Here is a 16,675-nt window from a genome sequence, read left to right on the forward strand (position 1 = left end):
GAGTGTTCAATTCGAACACTCTTTTATTTTAGAGCTATATCTATCATGTCCTCTAATTTGATCCATGAATACTCCTGTTCATCTCCCAATTGTAATCTTCGTAACAAAGGATCAATCCCTAATACCTTTCCGGTGATCCTTTTTTCATGATAGGGATCAAACAAAGTAATGATGACTTCTAGATCATTCACCATCGCTTCAGAAATGATTTGCACCATTTGTTCCTTTTGTTGCTCATCCAATAGTGGCTTTTGTTTTTTGTTGATATCTCTCAACCTTTTATTCAACAATTGTCGATGTTCTGTTAGCATCATACGGCTACCTGTCCATAATAAATTTCCTCTATTCATGCTTCATGCCCTCCTATTTTTGTAGCTCGATCAAATAATAAGCCTGAAGACAATAAAGAAGAAGCTCGAAAAATCGCTGTTTTTCCATAACGCTCGCGAATCTCATCCATTGTTTTCCCTAATTGTAACTTCTTAATAGGATGACTAAATAAATCAAGCTGAATTTCCCGATCATCCTCTAGTTGATCCAGACTTAGCCCTATACTTCTTACTGGTTGCCGATCCCAAAAATGTTCAAGCAACTGTAAACTAGCTTGATAAACTTCTATGGTATCACTGGTTGCAAAAGGAATTGTAGTTTGGCGATGAAATCCTGTAGGATGATTAAAATCTGCTCCTCGAAATGAAAGACTAATCGTCCTACCTCTTTTATGAAGAGCTCTTACCCGCCTGCATACTTCATCTGCTAATTCCAACAAAACGACCTGTATATCCTCTTTATAGATATAATCTCGTGGTAAAGTAATGCTATTACCTACCCCTTTTTGCAATTCTGTAGAATCATTTTTTACTGGTGAGTAGTCAATACCATGGGCACTTAACCATAAAATATGACCGTTGACACCCCATCTTTTTTTCATTTCCTCAAGTGGCCTTTTGGCTAAGTCCCCTATGGTATAAATTCCTATTTTATATAAATTTCTTTTCATTCTTGAACCGACTCCAAACAACTCATCAACAGCTAAAGAAGCCGTTTTTTTCATATAATTGGTACTATTTAATTCAAAAATTCCTTCAAGATTTTTCTTGGCAAATCGATCACATGCCATCTTTGCTTGGATTTTATTTTCACCAATTCCTACCCTTGCCCTGACACCTACTTCGTCCCAGATTCGTTTTTGAATCATTTTTGCCATATGCTGAGGGGACCCAAACAAGCTTTGGCTTGCTGTTACATCCATAAATTGCTCGTCGATAGAAAAAGGCTCAACTTGATCAGTAAATTCATACAAAATTTCCGTAATTTGAAGAGATGCTTCAATATATTTCCCCATATGTGGCCTTACAAATTGAGCCTGTGGACAAACACTTTTCACTTCCCAAAGAGGCATTGCTGTTTTTACTCCTGCCTTTTTGGCCAAAGGATTTGCAGCTAAAGTAATTCCATGCCTTTTTTCCGGATCTCCACAAACCACAACAGGCTTTCCGACTAATTCAGGGTTGGAGGCTATTTCAACAGAGGCATAAAAGCTTTCCATATCCACTAAAAAAATAACCCTTTTCTTTTTGTCCATTATGTTACACCTCCAATATACCCACAAAAGTGATTAAAAGGAACTAATGTTCTTATTTTATTATACCTCAATTCTTCGTTTTTTAGAACATATATTCCTTTTATTTATTTTTAATTTATTCTATAGCAAAAACCCTCCACATTGGAGAGTTTCTCCAGTGTAGAGGGTTTCTTTTAGTCTTCTTGAATTAACTGTTCGTAGACAGATAATACTTTTTCCCATTCTTCGTCATCTTCAATATCTACAAGAAATTCTTCGCCATTTTCTTCTTGAACTTTTAAGATGACCCCTTCTTGATCATCATCGGCATCAGCAGAAACTAAAACGACATATTCTTGAGATTCTACTTCAAACCAAGTAACAATGTCAAATTCTTTTTCTTGTCCATTTTCATCAACTAATACCACTTTATGCTCATGGTCGTGATCGTGGTTATGATGGTGGTCATGGTGATGATGGTTATGGTTGTGATCGTGTTCACTCATCTAAATCAATCCTCTTTTCTTATCAATTAGCTGTTTAATCGTATCATTACAAATAACAACAGTCAAGGAAAAACTTTCAAAACTAAAATTTCTAAGAAATTAGCCTCTTTTCATATAGGATAACTGTATTTTTTGTAATTCAACAATTTCAGCCTTTTTCATATAAAGTTGATACTTAGCAGCTAAATAAGTGGCTTCATTAAAGGTCTTGCGAGGGTGGCAGACAACTCCTTCAGTTGAAAAGGGGTTATCAAACAAAACTTGCCATTCTCCATCCCTTTGCTCTTTAGGAATTTCCATGAAATACCCTACTTTTACATCATAAATCTTTGCTAAGTCTTGCCATGTATTTTCCCAAGAAGGACTAATAACACTCAAATTCGGGAAAAGTTCACTCCCCCATTGTAACCATTTTTTTATTTGATCAAACTCTAATTCGTCCATATTTTTTAGTTTTTCATAAAAATCTTGAATCAATTGATTCATGGCAGTAAAACCAACTGCCTCTAATTTGTTTTTAAATTCTATTTTTTCTTCTTCTAGTGAAAGTTGAGTAAATTGTTCAAACCATTTGTTCATCCATCAACATCCTTCCAGTATCATTTACAGTCACAACAAATACCATTATACTATTGTTTTTAGTAATAATACCAGATGGATTGATAATCCTTAAGGTTTTCCCCTTTATGGGCTAATTGTTGAAGAAAAGTAAAAATAGGAACATCTCGATATAGAAATGACCTTTTGTTGAATAAATTGACGTCTGAAGGATAAAATTCATATACTCTTGAACCATCGCCTAGGATCATAATCAGTTCATGCTCTTGGGAAGCTTTTAAGTAGTTTTTTCCCATTCCTGGTATATCAAATACCGCCTCATCGGAACGATCGATTCCTGGCGCCAAACGGGACTCTTCGTTTTGTTCTTGGATCATCCGTGCAATAGGTACTCTTTCTTCAGGAATATCCTTTTTAGCATTAAAGGAATAATAAGGATCCACTCCAATTAGACGCAATTGCTTTCTTAATGCAGACATTTCAAACCTTCTAGCATTCTCTACCGTATAAATGGATTGATTACAAACCTGAACTCCAGTTTTTCTTAATTTTTGGATAGCTTTCATCGCTTCAAGCGTAACCTCATAAGGATGTTCAAAATGGGTCATTAAAGAGATTTCTCTTCTACCTGAAATTTGATATGAGCTTAGAAGATGTACTAGTGAGTCTGTAATCCTCATAGGTAAAATCATTGGAATTCTTGTCGATACGCGAATCCGCTGTATATGAGAAATATCCGCCAGACGGGATAAGATCTCTTCTATCATTGGGTCATCATAGATCATAATATCCCCTGAAATCAAAACTTCAGTCACACCTGGATGACGATTAAACCAGCGAATGGCTCGATCTATTTTATCCAATTCTACTTGATCTTGCCTCCATAGAGCATGATTGATCGCCCAGCTTCGCTCACAATATAAGCAATACCTTACCTTTTGGCGGATCGGTTTAAAAATAGCAATCATAGGATAACCCCTTGTGATTGAAATTTCTGTAGGTATTTGCCGAGTTTGAGATAATGACATGTTCATATGGTGTTTTTTTACCTCTACTAAGCGTTGAATATATCGGAGTGGAGGGAAGGCTTGTGCACGTATCGCATGATCATATTTGCTTTCTGGATCATTTAAATCCAATAAAGATAAGAAAAAAGGAGTAATCCCAAAAGGAAGTTGGTGATGATTTGCTAAATCAATCGCCTCTTTTTCCTCTTCAGTCAGAGAAATGAACTTTTCTAATTCTTTTCGGTCTCTTATCACGTTTTGGCATTGCCATTTCCAATGATCCCATTCTTTATTAGTAATTTTGTAGCTTGATTTTATAGATTCTCGGTTTTCAATCCTTTGCAGGATAATCGAATTATCTAACCCACTTGGATATCGGCTCATCCAATCATTTACTTCCTTAGATAGATGATCTAACAGACTCCATTCAGGCATCTTAGACATAGGTTTTTCTTCTTGAAGTTGTTCTAATCCTGTGGTTCCCTTTAAAGCCCTAAACAAAAATAAAATTTCATAGGCAAATCCCAAACCTACCTCATGGTAATCTTGGTTTAAACATTTTTTTAAGTTCTTAAGTACTGAGAAATGTGTAATCGCCTCATGGCGTGGAGAAAACAAGTTTTTCAAAACGCGTAAAGCTTGTTGAGATTGATAACGTTGTAAAGCATTCATATGACAAGATTGTAGACAATGAATTTCGAAATGATAAAAGTATTGATAAATCTTTTCACGTAATTCATCATCATCCTTAGATTTCATAATAATTTCACAAAATCCAGGATTTTCCTTTTTTATTAAATCAATAACTTCCTCAATTTTTTCTATTTCCACCATTACATCTGCTTTATCAATATGAAAAATCACGATTACTCCCCCTCACCCATTACAAACCCTAAAACAAAGATGATAAGATAATATATTAAATTGTACCAAATCCAAGAGCAAAAAAGGTAAGAAACAAAAAAAATTCAATAAATTGTTAGAAAAAGATCGCTTTTAAAACTTGCCTTATTTGCCTTTTGTCTAAATTTTCCCAAAATAGGTGGTTATAAATCAAAATATCTGTATGAAGGTGCAGTCCCCGATCATTTCCAAAGACACCATCACTTGTACCAGAATTACCAACATAGCCTAAGACTTCTCCTGTTTTTATCCCTTTTCCAAGGACTACATTTTTAGAAATAGCACTTAAATGGGCATAACGAACAAGTACTCCTTTTGGATATTGCACCCAAACTGTTCTTCCTCTTAAACGATCTAAAATATATTCAGGTGTTTGGTTAGAACTCTTTGCAATATTTAGTAGTTCTGTCCTTTCTTTTTTGGTTAATTCAACGAAATCATGATCAACTCTCACTACACTTCCATCAGCCATAGATAAAACAGGCGTCGTCTGATTTATCGTTATTCCAGTTACTCCAGTATACCAATCAATTCCCTCATGAAATCCGTTTCGATAACTTCTTAAAGCACCAGGCAAATGGGAATCACGTGTACTAACCTTTGCTCCTTTTAATGGTGATGAGAGAAAATCTAAATAAGAAATAAGCTCATCACTTGACATCTCAGAAAAATGTTGCTCAAATTCACGCTTTTCCCATTCAAAAATTTGACTAAGTAAAGAAAGAGTAAGCTTTCCATCAAATGGGTATGAGAAAGATAGACCGGCAGTGGAATTGGGTATTTGCACTTCATCAGTCGATTTTTTTTCATACTTCACCTTATTTTGTTGGAGCCAGAAATACTGACCTGATAGAACGATGATAAGGGCAAGTGCTACTAAGAACAAATGTCTTTTCACAATAGTAAACTCCTATCTTTTTATTTTATCTAAAAAGAAAAGCCGTCTAACAACAAGACGACTTTTTAGTAAGGCACTTTACTATTATTGACAATCTTACCCCTATTCAAACGATTTACTTAACCAAGATTAGTTTTTCACCTATTTTAAGAAACTCACCACGAGTAGCTTCGCTTTTCAATAGAAACTCTACACGATAATTACCGGTTTTAATAAAATCAATATTTTTGAAGGGAGTAACATACTGCAAGCTATCTTCATTTGTTGCATCAAAGGTTTTGGTTTCCCCTTCTTCTACAAGTTTTCCATCTGGATCTTTAAGCACTACTTTAATTTGAATTTTTTCATTTGGTAAATTATCCACTTCACTATAAACAGCGAAATTAAATCCAGAACGTCTGTTTGTAGGGATTTTCCCAAAAGGACTATAAATAACATAGTTCCCATTATCCAAAACTGGGTTTGCAGTAAGCTGCATATTCACATTGGGTTTTATCATTTTTACAAGGCTTTTTTCCTCATCCCAATAAACAATCGCTCCCATAGACTCGGCAATCGTTTTAAGAGGTAGAACTGTTGTATTTTCAATGATAAATCCTGGGACTTTGGATACCATCTGCTCTCCATTAAGGAGAACTTTTACCTTCTCATAACCATTAAAATAACCATAAATCGCATTCCCTGCATAAACTGTAACGGCACTAAATAGAAGAATCATCGTTAGAATAATCACAACTCTTTTTTTCATTATGTTACCTCCGCACTCTTTTCACGTTTCAAATTGTCTATACTCTTTATACATTTTTCAAACCAAAATGTTGCGGTTAAAATGAAAAAAAGAAATGCATTCTTCGAAAAAACTCTATAAAATAGAAATCCCTACTTCTCAATATGAAAAGTAGGGATTTTCAACTTTATGGCCTCTTTTCGTTGTTTATGAAACTGATGATGATGTCTGTTACATCGATATAAAAGGAACTATCATTTACTTTTAATAATTCCTGTTTAAAATCTTCTAACCAATCAAGATGATCAGCAACGAATTGATTTACATGTTCTTCACTCGTTTCTTTGATCAAAAAAGCAAGAAACTCTAATAAGAGTGTCAAATGATCAGGCATTTTTGCATAATCATCTGGGATTTCTAAATGGAATTGTTCGAAGAGGTGCCTGATGTGTAGAGCTGCATCACCAAACAGATACCCTTTGCTCTTTGCAATAGATAGTCCAGCAGTTGGATCAGTTGTCCATACCTTGTAGACTGATTCAATCGGTGGGGCATAAGGTTTAATCACACCCATAAAACAACGCATATAGGTTTGTTTCATTTCAGAAAAATTTGGAAATCTACCTTTTAACTGAACAGTTGGTTTGGTGTAATTTGCTTCTTTCGCCATTTCTACTAGTAGTTGATCAACTGTTCCATTCATAACATCTTGATAAAAGTCTTCAGTTGGAAACTTAAAAAATTCAGCTAGGGTTAAATAGATTTCAACTTTTGCTTGTTTGTTTTGTGACACATGATTCTGCACAAAGACTCCTCCTCTAGACAACATACTTTTTATCTAAATCTGTAAGAGTGATTTTGCTCTTTTGTGTGAAGTTAAAGAGCGAAGAAGCGGGATGAATCTTTATCTTGTTTTACTTTACAAAATTCACAAGTTTCTTCTTCTGTCGCAGTCTTAAATGCCTGGCCACATTGACTACACTCTTTCAACCATAATGTGATTAATACCTTTGGTTCTTGCACATATTCATCAAGCTTAACACTTTGGTATGTGATAGATTGTTCTGGACATGCGCTGCATCTTTGGCAAGCAATGCAATCTTGAGTAGAAAAAACGAGTTTACTTTGATTCCCCTCATTTTTCCATTTAATCGCTTCTGTGGGACAAATTTGTTCACAAATTGTACAACCTCTACATTTGTCTATCGATTCAATTTTTAAAAATTGACCAAAGGGTAAGGTTGTTTTATTATGTCTTGATGTGCTTAGTAGCTGCAGATATTGATTCAATTTCTTCCTTTTAAATAGATTCCTTTCTTTTTTACCCTGTTTCTCGGAATCAGTCACTCTTTTCAATTCTTCGTTTTGGTCTTTCTCTGCAAACATCATCTTCCGAATATTACGGATAGAAAAATTCTGTAGTAATTCCCTTCTTGTTATTCCTTGAAAAACAACATCATCGGCTTCTTGTATTTCTTCTGCTGTAAGATCAATTTTCACTTTCCTATAAACCAATGCTAGTTCTTGTTCCAATCTTGCAAAATGTTTTTGGATCAGGTCAAACCCTACTTTCTCACATGTTTGACATTTTCCAATATAAAAACTTACCTTCTCTTTTCCTTTTGTAAATGCTAAAAGAAGATGCTGATCAAGATAAAGATAACAAGGTAGTTTAATTCCCTTTTGTATATTTTCTGCTTGATCACAAGTGATCTTAGATAAGGGAAATTCTTCAATCTGCCTATAAATCTCTTGGTATGGCTTTTGGATGTGGTCGATTGCAAAAACAGGACAGGCACCAATACATGCTCCACAATTGACACATTTTGAATGATTCAACTCTGGAACTTGGTCATTCAATTGGATCGCATTTGTTGGACAATTTGCCACACACTCGTTACAAACCTTTTTTCGATTTGCATAGTTGATGCAACTCTTTTCCTGAATTTGAACTACTTCAAATTGAAAAAAGTTCTTTAAATCCTGACGCATTTGCACTCCCCCAGCTAAAGTTTCACCTCCCCAGAGGATGAACCTCTCATAAATAAAAATCTATTATTTTTCTTTAGAATTGGATTCATTCTCATCAATCAATTCCTTCGTTGCACTTTTAAATTCCTTTAGTGTTTTGCCAGCTGCTCTTCCAAGCTCAGGTAATTTATTAGGTCCAAAAATAACTAAGGCAATGATTAAAATGAGAATCAATCCAGGTACTCCGATATTAGCAAAGGACATCCTCGTTCCCTCCTTTCTATGATAACTATTTCACAAAGTCTCTTTTACCTAACCAGTTAAAAAATATAATTATTCCTCTTTTACAGTTATTATTTTATAGGAAGATAAGGGCAAAAAGTCAGCGTAAATTTGAAAATTTAGCGAACACCTTGGCAAAAGTGAATACAGAACTGAAACAGAAAAACGTAATCAATACTTTAAAGGAATAGAACAATTTGTAGATAAAATTGGTGACCACTGTTAGTTTTCTTCATACAACTGTGGGTTTAAAAATCTGGCAAAAGCAGAAATGGTTACATCACGGAACATATCTTTTCGAGTGATGAGCTGGTTTGTTAAAATCCCAATTGTACCTTCTTTTTTCTTCACATTGTGTTTTCCTGTAAAATCATCAATAATATCTCCCAACTCTTTCCCCATACGTAAATGGTTTGCAATTTCTTCAGGGAGCTGTACACGGAGTCCACCACCGATTCCCACATTCCCTTCTTTATCAACTACTACACCCCAATTACATAAAAACATACCAAACGGAGATTCAATTACTCCTCCTTCTAACCCTATACAGTAATCAAAGAAATGCAATTCCTTTTCCGCAAACATTACGTTATTTGCGCGATTAATTGCTCCTTGAATCGTTTCTTCATCTGAAAAAGGTTGTTCAGACACTTGCGATTCTACATCTAATCCAATCACTTCTGCTTCAAACCCCATTTCAGCAAATGCTGATCGAACCGCCTCAATTTTTGCAGGATTCTTTGACCCTACTCCAATATGTAAGACCAATTTCCACACTTCTTTCCTTCACAATATGGTTTAATCCTAACTATAGTAAAACATTCTCTTTCCCAAATCGCAAGAATAGAATAAGAAAAGGTTTGTATATTCCATCGCGCTCCGTCATCCGTTCCCTTCTATAAGAGAGAAGGGCACTTGAAAGCACACAAAGTGTACAAGTCGTGCTACACAGCTAAAGCTGTTCGTCACGCTATGTCGCAGCTTATGGAATATACAAACCCCTAAATGACAACGGAAAATTCAACAAACATTTGTTATCAGGTAATCTATGTTTAATTTATCTAGCAAGTTTGGCCGTTGGATAATCCGTAATGAGCATGTGCCCTGGGGCATGAGTAATCGTGATATCTGGTTTGCTATTTAATAGAGCGACTTGAGGCGTCACACCACATGCCCAAAACACAGGTACTTCATTTTCTGCGATGTCAATAGAATCGCCAAAGTCTGGTGAATGGATGTCTTTGATACCAATTTGGGTAGGATCTCCTATATGAATAGGGGAACCATGTGCACTAGGAAACCTAGAAGTAATTTCGACAACACGAGGGATTAAAGAATAATGAAATGGTCTCATACTTACAACTTGATTTCCTCTAAAAGATCCTGCTGGTTCAGTCTCAATATTCGTAATATACATCGCCACGTTTTTCCCTTGGTTGATGTGTTTTACGGGTATTCCATTATTTATTAATTCATTTTCAAAAGTGAAACTGCATCCTAGAAGAAAGGTTACAAAATCATCTTGCCAAATATCCTTTATATCCAATGGTTCATCAACGAATTCACCATTTTTAAATACTCGGTATTTAGGAACATCGGTTCTTATATCAATGATATCATCTGAATATTTTTTTATATAAGGTGAACCGGTATCCGTAATCTCTAATATTGGACAAGGTTTGGGATTTCTGATACAAAATAAAAGAAAATCATAAGCGTATTTTTTCGGTAGAATGACTACGTTTGCTTGTAATCGATCCATCCCATAACCTGTCGTAGGTTTCGTAAATTCATTGGCTCTAATTTTCATTCTTAATTGTTGAACATTTTCCATCTCATCACCCCATCTTTTAAATAAATGGTATGTAATATTATCGAACAAAAGAAGCTCTATTCGGAAAATAAGTCGTTACCAATACCACTCATCTTAATCCTCCTTCTTTTCTTTGACTAAAAATAAAATTCTTCTTTACGGTCTTTAAATACAGGAATTCTGTTCCTTATCTCTGGAACAATGGACAAATCAAGTTCTGCCGTAATAATTTCTTCCTCTTCTGTACCTTCAGCAATCACCTCTCCCCATGGATCAATAATCATCGAATGGCCAAAGAATGTATTATTCGGGTCACTTCCCACACGATTCGTTGCAACCACAAACATTTGGTTCTCAATTGCTCGAGCAATAAGGAGACTTCTCCAATGATATAAGCGAGGATGTGGCCATTCTGCTGGGACAAATAATACTTCCATCCCATCTAATGCCATCGAACGTATTAACTCTGGAAAACGAATATCATAACAAATGACGATTCCGGCTTTATGGCCATATAAATCAAAAGTGAAACGTTTGTTACCGGGTTCAAGATACTTTTCTTCATTCATGAGTCGAAATAGATGAATTTTATCATAGTAGCCTCGTACATCACCATGATTATCAATGACATAAGTAGTATTAAAGACCTTAATATTCCTCACATTCGCCACCGAACCTGGGATGATATAGGAACCATATTGCTTAGCGATTGCCGTGAAGGAGGATTTAACCATTTCTCCATCTCGATCTCCATTTTTAAGAGCGTTTTCAAGATCATACCCCAAATTCCACATTTCGGGAGCAAGCACCACATTGGATTGCTGCTGCTTGAGAGCCCTATGCATCGTGTCTACTAACCGTTGTCTATTTACTTCAGATTGGCCAAATTGAATATCCATTTGGATTGCAGAAACTTTTATTTTATCCATTACTATTCAATCCCCTTACTATTATCGTGTGAGTTTCTCTATGACTAATGTCATCATACAACAAAAACTGCCAAGTGTCATGCGGCATTTCGTCTAATTTTGTAAGTTTTTACAATTCTTATCTAAGGCAAAAACCTTAATATATTCAATTTTGTACATTTGCTTAAATTTAAAAAAAAATTTTATGTAAAAATTGTGAATTTGTTTATAGTCAGCTAATAAAAATTATGTTATTATTTGTCATGTTGTGTAAAAACATCCACTGAAAGGCGTTTGATATATTTTGTCTGAACAACTTATAGAACAATTTGAAAATTTGCGAGAAGAAATGATTCAATCTGCTATGAAATATGGTTTGACTCATCCAGTCGTTATCAAGTTAAGCCAATCTTTAGACAAATTACATATCGAAATATTGAAAGAACAGCAACAAAAAAAGAACATTTAATCAGTAAACAGTTCCTCAAAATCAATTGTCCATCGATCTGTAACTGAATTTCTTTTTAGTAGAAAATTCATTTTCCTTTTTTCTCTTCCCCCTTCTTTCCAATATAAGTTTACTTCTATGGGAATTTCAAATGACATTAGATTGAATGTGTTCGTCTTATCAAAAATAGTCGTTCTTGAGATAGTATCGATTTTATCCATTTCAACCAATAGTGAAGGTATTTCCTTATATTTATTTTTCGAAAGCAACATTTTAAACAACTGTTTATCATTTTGATTTAAAGACATCAAAAATACATCAACAAGATCATATGGGTTAAGTGTGATTAAATATTGCTCTATTTTTCCTGCTGCTTTATATACCATGACTTGATGGCCAGGATCTAGATTTCTAGTTATATGCGTAATTTGTATTGGAAAAAAAGATATACAAATATCACCATTTTGCATTGGCGTGAAGATTACTAGGTGTGTAATAAAAAAACCTTGAAATATTAAAACTTTCAAGGATTTTTACTACTAATATCTTTACATAGACATCATCAGTTCAGCTTCTTGAACGAGCTCTTTCATCAATTTTTTAACAGTAATAATCTCATTTAATCGATACCCATTTGAACCGGTAAAAATCAATCCGTTTGAAATATTCCCTTTCACTGCCTCGATAAGTGCTTTTGATATACAATAAGGAGTCGTTTTAGGGTCGCAAGTGACTAAACAATCATAGCACTTTTTTACAGGTATTCTTTCTCCTTCAACTGTTTTAACAAACTCATTATGGATGGCTCTTCCTGGAAGACCAACAGGACTTTTTACAAGGTTGATATCCTCTTGTTTTGAACGAATAAATGCCTGTTTGTAATTAACATCTGCATCACATTCTTCTGTAGCAATAAAGCGAGTTCCCATCTGTACTCCGGAGACTCCTAATTTTAAATATTTTGCAATATCTTGACCATTAAAAATACCTCCTGCAGCAATAATAGGGATACGTTTTTTATATTTTTCTTCAAATGAATGTAACGCTTCTCTTACATCACTTAAGATTTGAGAAAGATTTATTTTAGATTTTAATTCATCAATGGAAAAACCCAAATGTCCACCTGCTTCAGGTCCTTCAACAATCATTAAATCAGGTAAATATTCATACCTTTTGTCCCATAGCTTCGTCATTAGATATGCTGCTTTTCCTGAAGAGACAATCGGTGCGATTTTCGTTTTTGTGCCTTTAATAAATTCAGGTAATTCCTTAGGTAACCCGGCTCCAGAAACAATAATGTCTATTTTTTCCTCTACCGCGGTTCTTACCATTTCCTTATAATGGTTCATGGCCACCATAAGGTTAACCCCTATAATGCCTTTGGGACTTAACTCCCGTGCCTTACTAATTTCTTTTCTTAGAGCTCTTATATTAGCAAGAAGAGCATTGTTTTCGAAATCTGGTTCATTAAAACCAATTTGCACCCCAGAAATGATCCCAATTCCTCCCTCATTTGCTACAGCTGAGGCTAACCTAGAACGAGAAACACCTACGCCCATTCCTCCTTGAATAATAGGTACTGACGCTATTAAATCTCCTAACGAGAGTGAAGGTAATTTCATAAAATCGACTCCTTGAATTTGTTTAATGATTATCATTGTTTGCATTATAACGTTTTAAACCTTTAAAGTAAATATTTCACTTGAATTAGTTAGTATAAGTTTGACAATTTTGGAGATTTCGTAAGCAAAAAAAAACAAACCTTCCTATAATAGAAAGGTTTGTTTCCATATCTTTAATATCTCTTTCACTAGGTTGAATAGGTCTTTTATATGAACTCAGTATCTTACTGTATTATAAATAAAATAATTGCAAGTTCTTACTTTTTGGCTAGATAAAAATCCCAAACAGCTTCTTGTTCTTTTTTTGTTAAATACTCTTCAAAGCTCATCATTTTACCTTTATAGTTTACAACGTAATCTAATAAATCTTTTTGACGAGCTACCTCTTCCACTTTGTAGATTGCCATCCCAATCACCTCTTTTTTAATTTCAATCTCATTATACAACATTTTTTAGTCTATGATTGTGAAAATTATAACAAAAATATGAACATCGTTAAAGTTTAAATCTTTAGAAAAATCAATTAAATACTTTAACAGCAGCTAATTTTATTAGATTTCCAGAATTTAATATCTAATAAAAATTTTATGACTATTTTATATGTGAAAACGATAACAATTTATTATTATGTATTACGGGATAGCAATAAAGAACAACAGCTACGTTTGTTTGTAGCTGTTAGTTTATCGACGATCACTTACTAATTTAACCACCCTTGTATATTTCCCCTTTTTTACCTCTTCAGGAGTTGCATCTTCATCTAGTGCATCCATCTCCATACTTGGTGCAATGGTAGGCTCCTTTTCTTTAGGACTGATTTTCTTATCCACGATGATTCATCTCCTTTTCTTTACCTTATGTTCATTATGCTCCATAAATTGGATTTCATTCTTTATATTGTCGCTATTATCATCCATTTACTTATCACCTCTGTACCCTTTCAGGAATAACATCTTGAAAGATGGTGGTCTAAAAAATAAAAAAAGGGTTTATATCCGACCATCAACTTTCCAAAATCTTTTATGGCCTTCAAACCCTTGATATATAAAGTATGGTGACCCCGACTGGGTTCGAACCAGCGACCCCCACCCTGTCAAGATGGTGCTCTCCCGGCTGAGCTACGGAGTCACATATATTCGACGTTGTTACACTCAATTTAGATGGTGCCGAGGACCGGACTTGAACCGGTACGGTAGTCACCTACCGCAGGATTTTAAGTCCTGTGCGTCTGCCAATTCCGCCACCCCGGCAGGACTTTTAAATGGTGGGCCCAACAGGACTCGAACCTGTGACCAATCGGTTATGAGCCGACCGCTCTACCAACTGAGCTATAGGCCCCTACTAATTTAACTTTAAACAAATACTTTTTTAAAATGGCGGAGCTGACGGGATTCGAACCCGCGGTCTCCTGCGTGACAGGCAGGCATGTTAGGCCTCTACACCACAGCTCCATAATATAAATGGGAATATTCGACGTAGTGCAAATAGTTTATTGGTTGCGGGGACAGGATTTGAACCTGCGACCTTCGGGTTATGAGCCCGACGAGCTACCAACTGCTCCACCCCGCGTCATTACATAATAAAATTAGCGACAAAAATTATTATATATGATTTATAACATTTATGCAACAATTTTTAAAAATAGTTTTATCCCTTAAACCTCTTGGTCTTTGGGACAAAAGTAATTTTACCTAGAGTACAATAATTTGTCAATAGTATTGTCACATATATTTAGTGAATTGGGTTTACAATAACATTGTCAGTGTATACATGAATACCATTGACTTGAACCATGGTTAAGGAGAGTGTTGCATTTTGGCCAAACAAATAAAAGACAGACAAATCGCTTATGTAAATAAAGAAACAAATCTGTTGGTGTCACAAATCGTAAGTGGAACTCAATCACTACTACAGCAGACTAAACAATTACAGAGCAATCCATCATTAGTTGTACCTATACAACAATCTCAACTTACGTCGTCCACTGCATCTAACAACATGCAAATGTCTCAACAAAATTTCAAAACGCAACAACTTGGGCGGGCACAACAACATACTAGCGTCCCTGAAATGCAGCATTTAGATCAAATGCTACAAAAATTTTATAACGAGATTGGTAAGATGGAAACCGAATACAACCAATTGAAATCAGCCAATATGAATCCTTTACATCTTCAGCAATTGATGCAACAAAAAGCAAATGCGCTCCAATCATTTAGTAATCAAATACAACAAACAATCAATCAGGTTCAATTATCAAGTCAAACGAATCAAATTTATGAATCAGGCCATGGTTTCTAAAAAGTTTTGGCTGTTGAAATTCATCAACAGCCTCTCATATTTTCATACAAAGCTCATTTCTCTCGTTCATTTAAAAACTCTTTAGTTAAAATAGGTTGATATTTTACCCCAGAAACCGTAAAAACTGACTGGTATAAAGTTAGAGAAGTTACTTGCCATACAGAAGACGTTAGTTTAAAATTTTCCTTTTTAAAGGGAACATTCACCTTTCTTGCTAATGTTACATGAGGAGTATACTTTGGCTTTGCATCGAATGTAATCTTTGTTTTTGTCAATGCTTCAACAAAATTTTGGTAAAGTTTGTTTAACATTTGCAAGTCCCCATGAACATCAGCCCATAAAATATTAGGCTTATTTTCGCTAGGAAAGGCACTTATATTCTTTAACTGTAATTGAAAAGGGGATACATTTTTTACAGCCTCATTTAATGCTTGGTCTAACGATTCCATCTCTTTTTCATCGACTTCCCCTAAAAAAAGAAGAGTAATATGCCAATTTTCTTCTGGTACCCATTTTCCCAATTGTAAGCTGTTGCGAATAATTGGCAATTGTTGTTTAAGTTCATTTTTTACATGTTCAGCTAGCTTAAGTGCAACAAATAATCTCATAGCTAAACCACATTATCCTCAGTCATTTGTTCTTCTATTTCTTCCACCATTTCTTGCACATCTCTTAATCGATGGGCAATACGTCCTGCCGCTGAAGCAGCGATTCCAGCAACAAGGTCATCCAAAAACGTATGAACACCTTTACCGTTTTTTGTATCCAACTTTTTAATTATTCCCACTTTATCTTTATCTAAATATCCAAAAGTGGTCACTGCAATGCTTCCATAACCAAAGACAGAGCCTAATGCCATTGTTTCATCAATTCCAAAAAGTCCTTCATCAGACTCAACAAGAGATTGCAATGGTTCAGTTAACAAACCTTTTTCAGCCAATACGTCTAACTCGATCCCAACAAGTAATGCATGTTGAACTTCACGTTTTTCTAATACTTTGTTTACACTTTCCAGGCAAAGCTCCATGGTTAAATCTTTATTATATGGCAATTGTAATTCATAGACGATTTCTGCAATGTCTTCCAATGTAACACCGCGTTCTCTTAATCTCTGTAACGCTGCAGCTTTTACCTCTTTACTTGGTACCCTTCTTTTCAATACCTGTC

General features: G+C 34.9%; 21 protein-coding genes and 5 tRNA genes. 2 read left to right on the forward strand and 24 right to left on the reverse strand.

All coding sequences use genetic code 11. The features are described from left to right. Window positions 1-23: 23 nt before the first annotated feature. The 13 genes from BEN26_RS05575 to BEN26_RS05635 form a co-directional block, all read right to left on the reverse strand. Entirely contained in the window at window positions 24-350 is a 327-nt protein-coding gene (locus BEN26_RS05575; RefSeq protein WP_069798535.1) for a YolD-like family protein, read from the reverse strand. Then, window positions 347-1,585, reverse strand: coding sequence for a DNA polymerase IV (locus BEN26_RS05580; protein WP_069798533.1), 1,239 nt, complete (start codon window positions 1,583-1,585; stop codon window positions 347-349). Before BEN26_RS05580 ends, BEN26_RS05575 begins: the two co-directional genes overlap by 4 nt. Before the next feature lie 173 nt (window positions 1,586-1,758). Beyond that, on the reverse strand, window positions 1,759-2,070 hold the full coding sequence (locus BEN26_RS05585) for a DUF1292 domain-containing protein (RefSeq protein ID WP_069798531.1): 312 nt from the start codon (window positions 2,068-2,070) through the stop codon (window positions 1,759-1,761). Window positions 2,071-2,169: 99 nt separating this feature from the next. Continuing rightward, entirely contained in the window at window positions 2,170-2,649 is a 480-nt protein-coding gene (locus BEN26_RS05590; protein WP_068724773.1) for a hypothetical protein, read from the reverse strand. Window positions 2,650-2,708: 59 nt separating this feature from the next. Continuing rightward, on the reverse strand, window positions 2,709-4,499 hold the full coding sequence (locus tag BEN26_RS05595) for a KamA family radical SAM protein (protein WP_084818758.1): 1,791 nt from the start codon (window positions 4,497-4,499) through the stop codon (window positions 2,709-2,711). A gap of 115 nt (window positions 4,500-4,614) precedes the next feature. After that, complete coding sequence (locus BEN26_RS05600; protein WP_069798529.1) at window positions 4,615-5,436, reverse strand: M23 family metallopeptidase; 822 nt, start codon at window positions 5,434-5,436, stop codon at window positions 4,615-4,617. A 115-nt stretch (window positions 5,437-5,551) separates the two neighbouring features. Next, a complete protein-coding gene (locus BEN26_RS05605) occupies window positions 5,552-6,184 on the reverse strand; it encodes a stalk domain-containing protein (protein ID WP_069798527.1) in 633 nt (210 codons plus the stop codon). Between the two features lie 166 nt (window positions 6,185-6,350). Continuing rightward, window positions 6,351-6,968: a TorD/DmsD family molecular chaperone gene (locus tag BEN26_RS05610; RefSeq protein ID WP_068724782.1), complete on the reverse strand. Its 618-nt coding sequence runs from the start codon at window positions 6,966-6,968 to the stop codon at window positions 6,351-6,353. Between the two features lie 71 nt (window positions 6,969-7,039). Next, the gene (locus tag BEN26_RS05615) at window positions 7,040-8,155 is read right to left on the reverse strand and encodes a 4Fe-4S dicluster domain-containing protein (protein WP_069798526.1); all 1,116 of its coding nucleotides are present in this window, start codon (window positions 8,153-8,155) and stop codon (window positions 7,040-7,042) included. 63 nt (window positions 8,156-8,218) lie between these two features. Further along, the gene (gene tatA / locus BEN26_RS05620) at window positions 8,219-8,398 is read right to left on the reverse strand and encodes a twin-arginine translocase TatA/TatE family subunit (protein ID WP_068724787.1); all 180 of its coding nucleotides are present in this window, start codon (window positions 8,396-8,398) and stop codon (window positions 8,219-8,221) included. A 240-nt stretch (window positions 8,399-8,638) separates the two neighbouring features. Further along, window positions 8,639-9,193: an inosine/xanthosine triphosphatase gene (gene yjjX, locus BEN26_RS05625; RefSeq protein ID WP_255421862.1), complete on the reverse strand. Its 555-nt coding sequence runs from the start codon at window positions 9,191-9,193 to the stop codon at window positions 8,639-8,641. A 280-nt stretch (window positions 9,194-9,473) separates the two neighbouring features. Next, on the reverse strand, window positions 9,474-10,250 hold the full coding sequence (locus tag BEN26_RS05630) for a putative hydro-lyase (protein ID WP_069798524.1): 777 nt from the start codon (window positions 10,248-10,250) through the stop codon (window positions 9,474-9,476). Between the two features lie 116 nt (window positions 10,251-10,366). Beyond that, window positions 10,367-11,158 (reverse strand): carbon-nitrogen family hydrolase, encoded by a 792-nt coding sequence (locus BEN26_RS05635; RefSeq protein WP_069798521.1) that lies wholly within the window; start codon window positions 11,156-11,158, stop codon window positions 10,367-10,369. 283 nt (window positions 11,159-11,441) lie between these two features. Between BEN26_RS05635 and BEN26_RS05640 the strand changes: the two genes are divergently transcribed. Next, window positions 11,442-11,606: an aspartyl-phosphate phosphatase Spo0E family protein gene (locus BEN26_RS05640; RefSeq protein WP_084818757.1), complete on the forward strand. Its 165-nt coding sequence runs from the start codon at window positions 11,442-11,444 to the stop codon at window positions 11,604-11,606. Here BEN26_RS05640 and BEN26_RS05645 read toward each other — a convergent pair. The 9 genes from BEN26_RS05645 to BEN26_RS05685 form a co-directional block, all read right to left on the reverse strand. Beyond that, a complete protein-coding gene (locus tag BEN26_RS05645) occupies window positions 11,603-12,112 on the reverse strand; it encodes a hypothetical protein (RefSeq protein ID WP_069798520.1) in 510 nt (169 codons plus the stop codon). The genes BEN26_RS05640 and BEN26_RS05645 overlap by 4 nt on opposite strands. Window positions 12,113-12,133: 21 nt before the next feature. Further along, window positions 12,134-13,207: an NAD(P)H-dependent flavin oxidoreductase gene (locus tag BEN26_RS05650; RefSeq protein WP_069798518.1), complete on the reverse strand. Its 1,074-nt coding sequence runs from the start codon at window positions 13,205-13,207 to the stop codon at window positions 12,134-12,136. 257 nt (window positions 13,208-13,464) lie between these two features. After that, window positions 13,465-13,614 (reverse strand): hypothetical protein, encoded by a 150-nt coding sequence (locus tag BEN26_RS05655; RefSeq protein WP_161937297.1) that lies wholly within the window; start codon window positions 13,612-13,614, stop codon window positions 13,465-13,467. Between the two features lie 276 nt (window positions 13,615-13,890). Further along, window positions 13,891-14,037, reverse strand: a complete 147-nt coding sequence (locus BEN26_RS05660; RefSeq protein ID WP_181482220.1) for a hypothetical protein — start codon at window positions 14,035-14,037, stop codon at window positions 13,891-13,893. Between the two features lie 222 nt (window positions 14,038-14,259). Next, a tRNA-Val gene (locus BEN26_RS05665) sits at window positions 14,260-14,335 on the reverse strand. Between the two features lie 33 nt (window positions 14,336-14,368). Beyond that, window positions 14,369-14,457: transfer RNA gene (locus BEN26_RS05670), tRNA-Leu, on the reverse strand. Window positions 14,458-14,469: 12 nt separating this feature from the next. Then, window positions 14,470-14,545, reverse strand: a tRNA-Ile gene (locus tag BEN26_RS05675). Window positions 14,546-14,581: 36 nt separating this feature from the next. Beyond that, a tRNA-Asp gene (locus tag BEN26_RS05680) sits at window positions 14,582-14,658 on the reverse strand. Window positions 14,659-14,700: 42 nt separating this feature from the next. Continuing rightward, window positions 14,701-14,776: transfer RNA gene (locus tag BEN26_RS05685), tRNA-Met, on the reverse strand. Between the two features lie 246 nt (window positions 14,777-15,022). Here BEN26_RS05685 and BEN26_RS05690 point away from each other — a divergent pair. Continuing rightward, entirely contained in the window at window positions 15,023-15,508 is a 486-nt protein-coding gene (locus BEN26_RS05690; protein WP_069798516.1) for a hypothetical protein, read from the forward strand. 53 nt (window positions 15,509-15,561) lie between these two features. Here the strand turns inward: BEN26_RS05690 and thpR are convergent, their stop codons facing one another. Both thpR and BEN26_RS05700 read right to left on the reverse strand, forming a co-directional pair. Next, complete coding sequence (gene thpR, locus BEN26_RS05695; RefSeq protein ID WP_069798514.1) at window positions 15,562-16,116, reverse strand: RNA 2',3'-cyclic phosphodiesterase; 555 nt, start codon at window positions 16,114-16,116, stop codon at window positions 15,562-15,564. 2 nt (window positions 16,117-16,118) lie between these two features. After that, window positions 16,119-16,667 (reverse strand): phosphatidylglycerophosphatase A family protein, encoded by a 549-nt coding sequence (locus BEN26_RS05700; RefSeq protein WP_068724802.1) that lies wholly within the window; start codon window positions 16,665-16,667, stop codon window positions 16,119-16,121. Between the last annotated feature and the right edge of the window lie 8 nt (window positions 16,668-16,675).

Origin of the sequence: Tepidibacillus sp. HK-1 (assembly GCF_001748485.2) — a bacterium.
Lineage (GTDB): Bacteria > Bacillota > Bacilli > Tepidibacillales > Tepidibacillaceae > Tepidibacillus_B > Tepidibacillus_B infernus.

What these genes read in the sequence shown, in the direction of transcription:
- BEN26_RS05585 (WP_069798531.1), bottom strand. Translation starts at nt 2,070, where the DNA reads ATGAGTGAACACGATCACAACCATAACCATCATCACCATGACCACCAT.
- BEN26_RS05655 (WP_161937297.1), bottom strand. Translation starts at nt 13,614, where the DNA reads ATGGCAATCTACAAAGTGGAAGAGGTAGCTCGTCAAAAAGATTTATTA.
- BEN26_RS05605 (WP_069798527.1), bottom strand. Translation starts at nt 6,184, where the DNA reads ATGAAAAAAAGAGTTGTGATTATTCTAACGATGATTCTTCTATTTAGT.
- BEN26_RS05590 (WP_068724773.1), bottom strand. Translation starts at nt 2,649, where the DNA reads ATGAACAAATGGTTTGAACAATTTACTCAACTTTCACTAGAAGAAGAA.
- BEN26_RS05635 (WP_069798521.1), bottom strand. Translation starts at nt 11,158, where the DNA reads ATGGATAAAATAAAAGTTTCTGCAATCCAAATGGATATTCAATTTGGC.
- thpR (WP_069798514.1), bottom strand. Translation starts at nt 16,116, where the DNA reads ATGAGATTATTTGTTGCACTTAAGCTAGCTGAACATGTAAAAAATGAA.
- tatA (WP_068724787.1), bottom strand. Translation starts at nt 8,398, where the DNA reads ATGTCCTTTGCTAATATCGGAGTACCTGGATTGATTCTCATTTTAATC.
- BEN26_RS05615 (WP_069798526.1), bottom strand. Translation starts at nt 8,155, where the DNA reads ATGCGTCAGGATTTAAAGAACTTTTTTCAATTTGAAGTAGTTCAAATT.
- BEN26_RS05630 (WP_069798524.1), bottom strand. Translation starts at nt 10,250, where the DNA reads ATGGAAAATGTTCAACAATTAAGAATGAAAATTAGAGCCAATGAATTT.
- BEN26_RS05580 (WP_069798533.1), bottom strand. Translation starts at nt 1,585, where the DNA reads ATGGACAAAAAGAAAAGGGTTATTTTTTTAGTGGATATGGAAAGCTTT.
- BEN26_RS05575 (WP_069798535.1), bottom strand. Translation starts at nt 350, where the DNA reads ATGAATAGAGGAAATTTATTATGGACAGGTAGCCGTATGATGCTAACA.
- BEN26_RS05650 (WP_069798518.1), bottom strand. Translation starts at nt 13,207, where the DNA reads ATGAAATTACCTTCACTCTCGTTAGGAGATTTAATAGCGTCAGTACCT.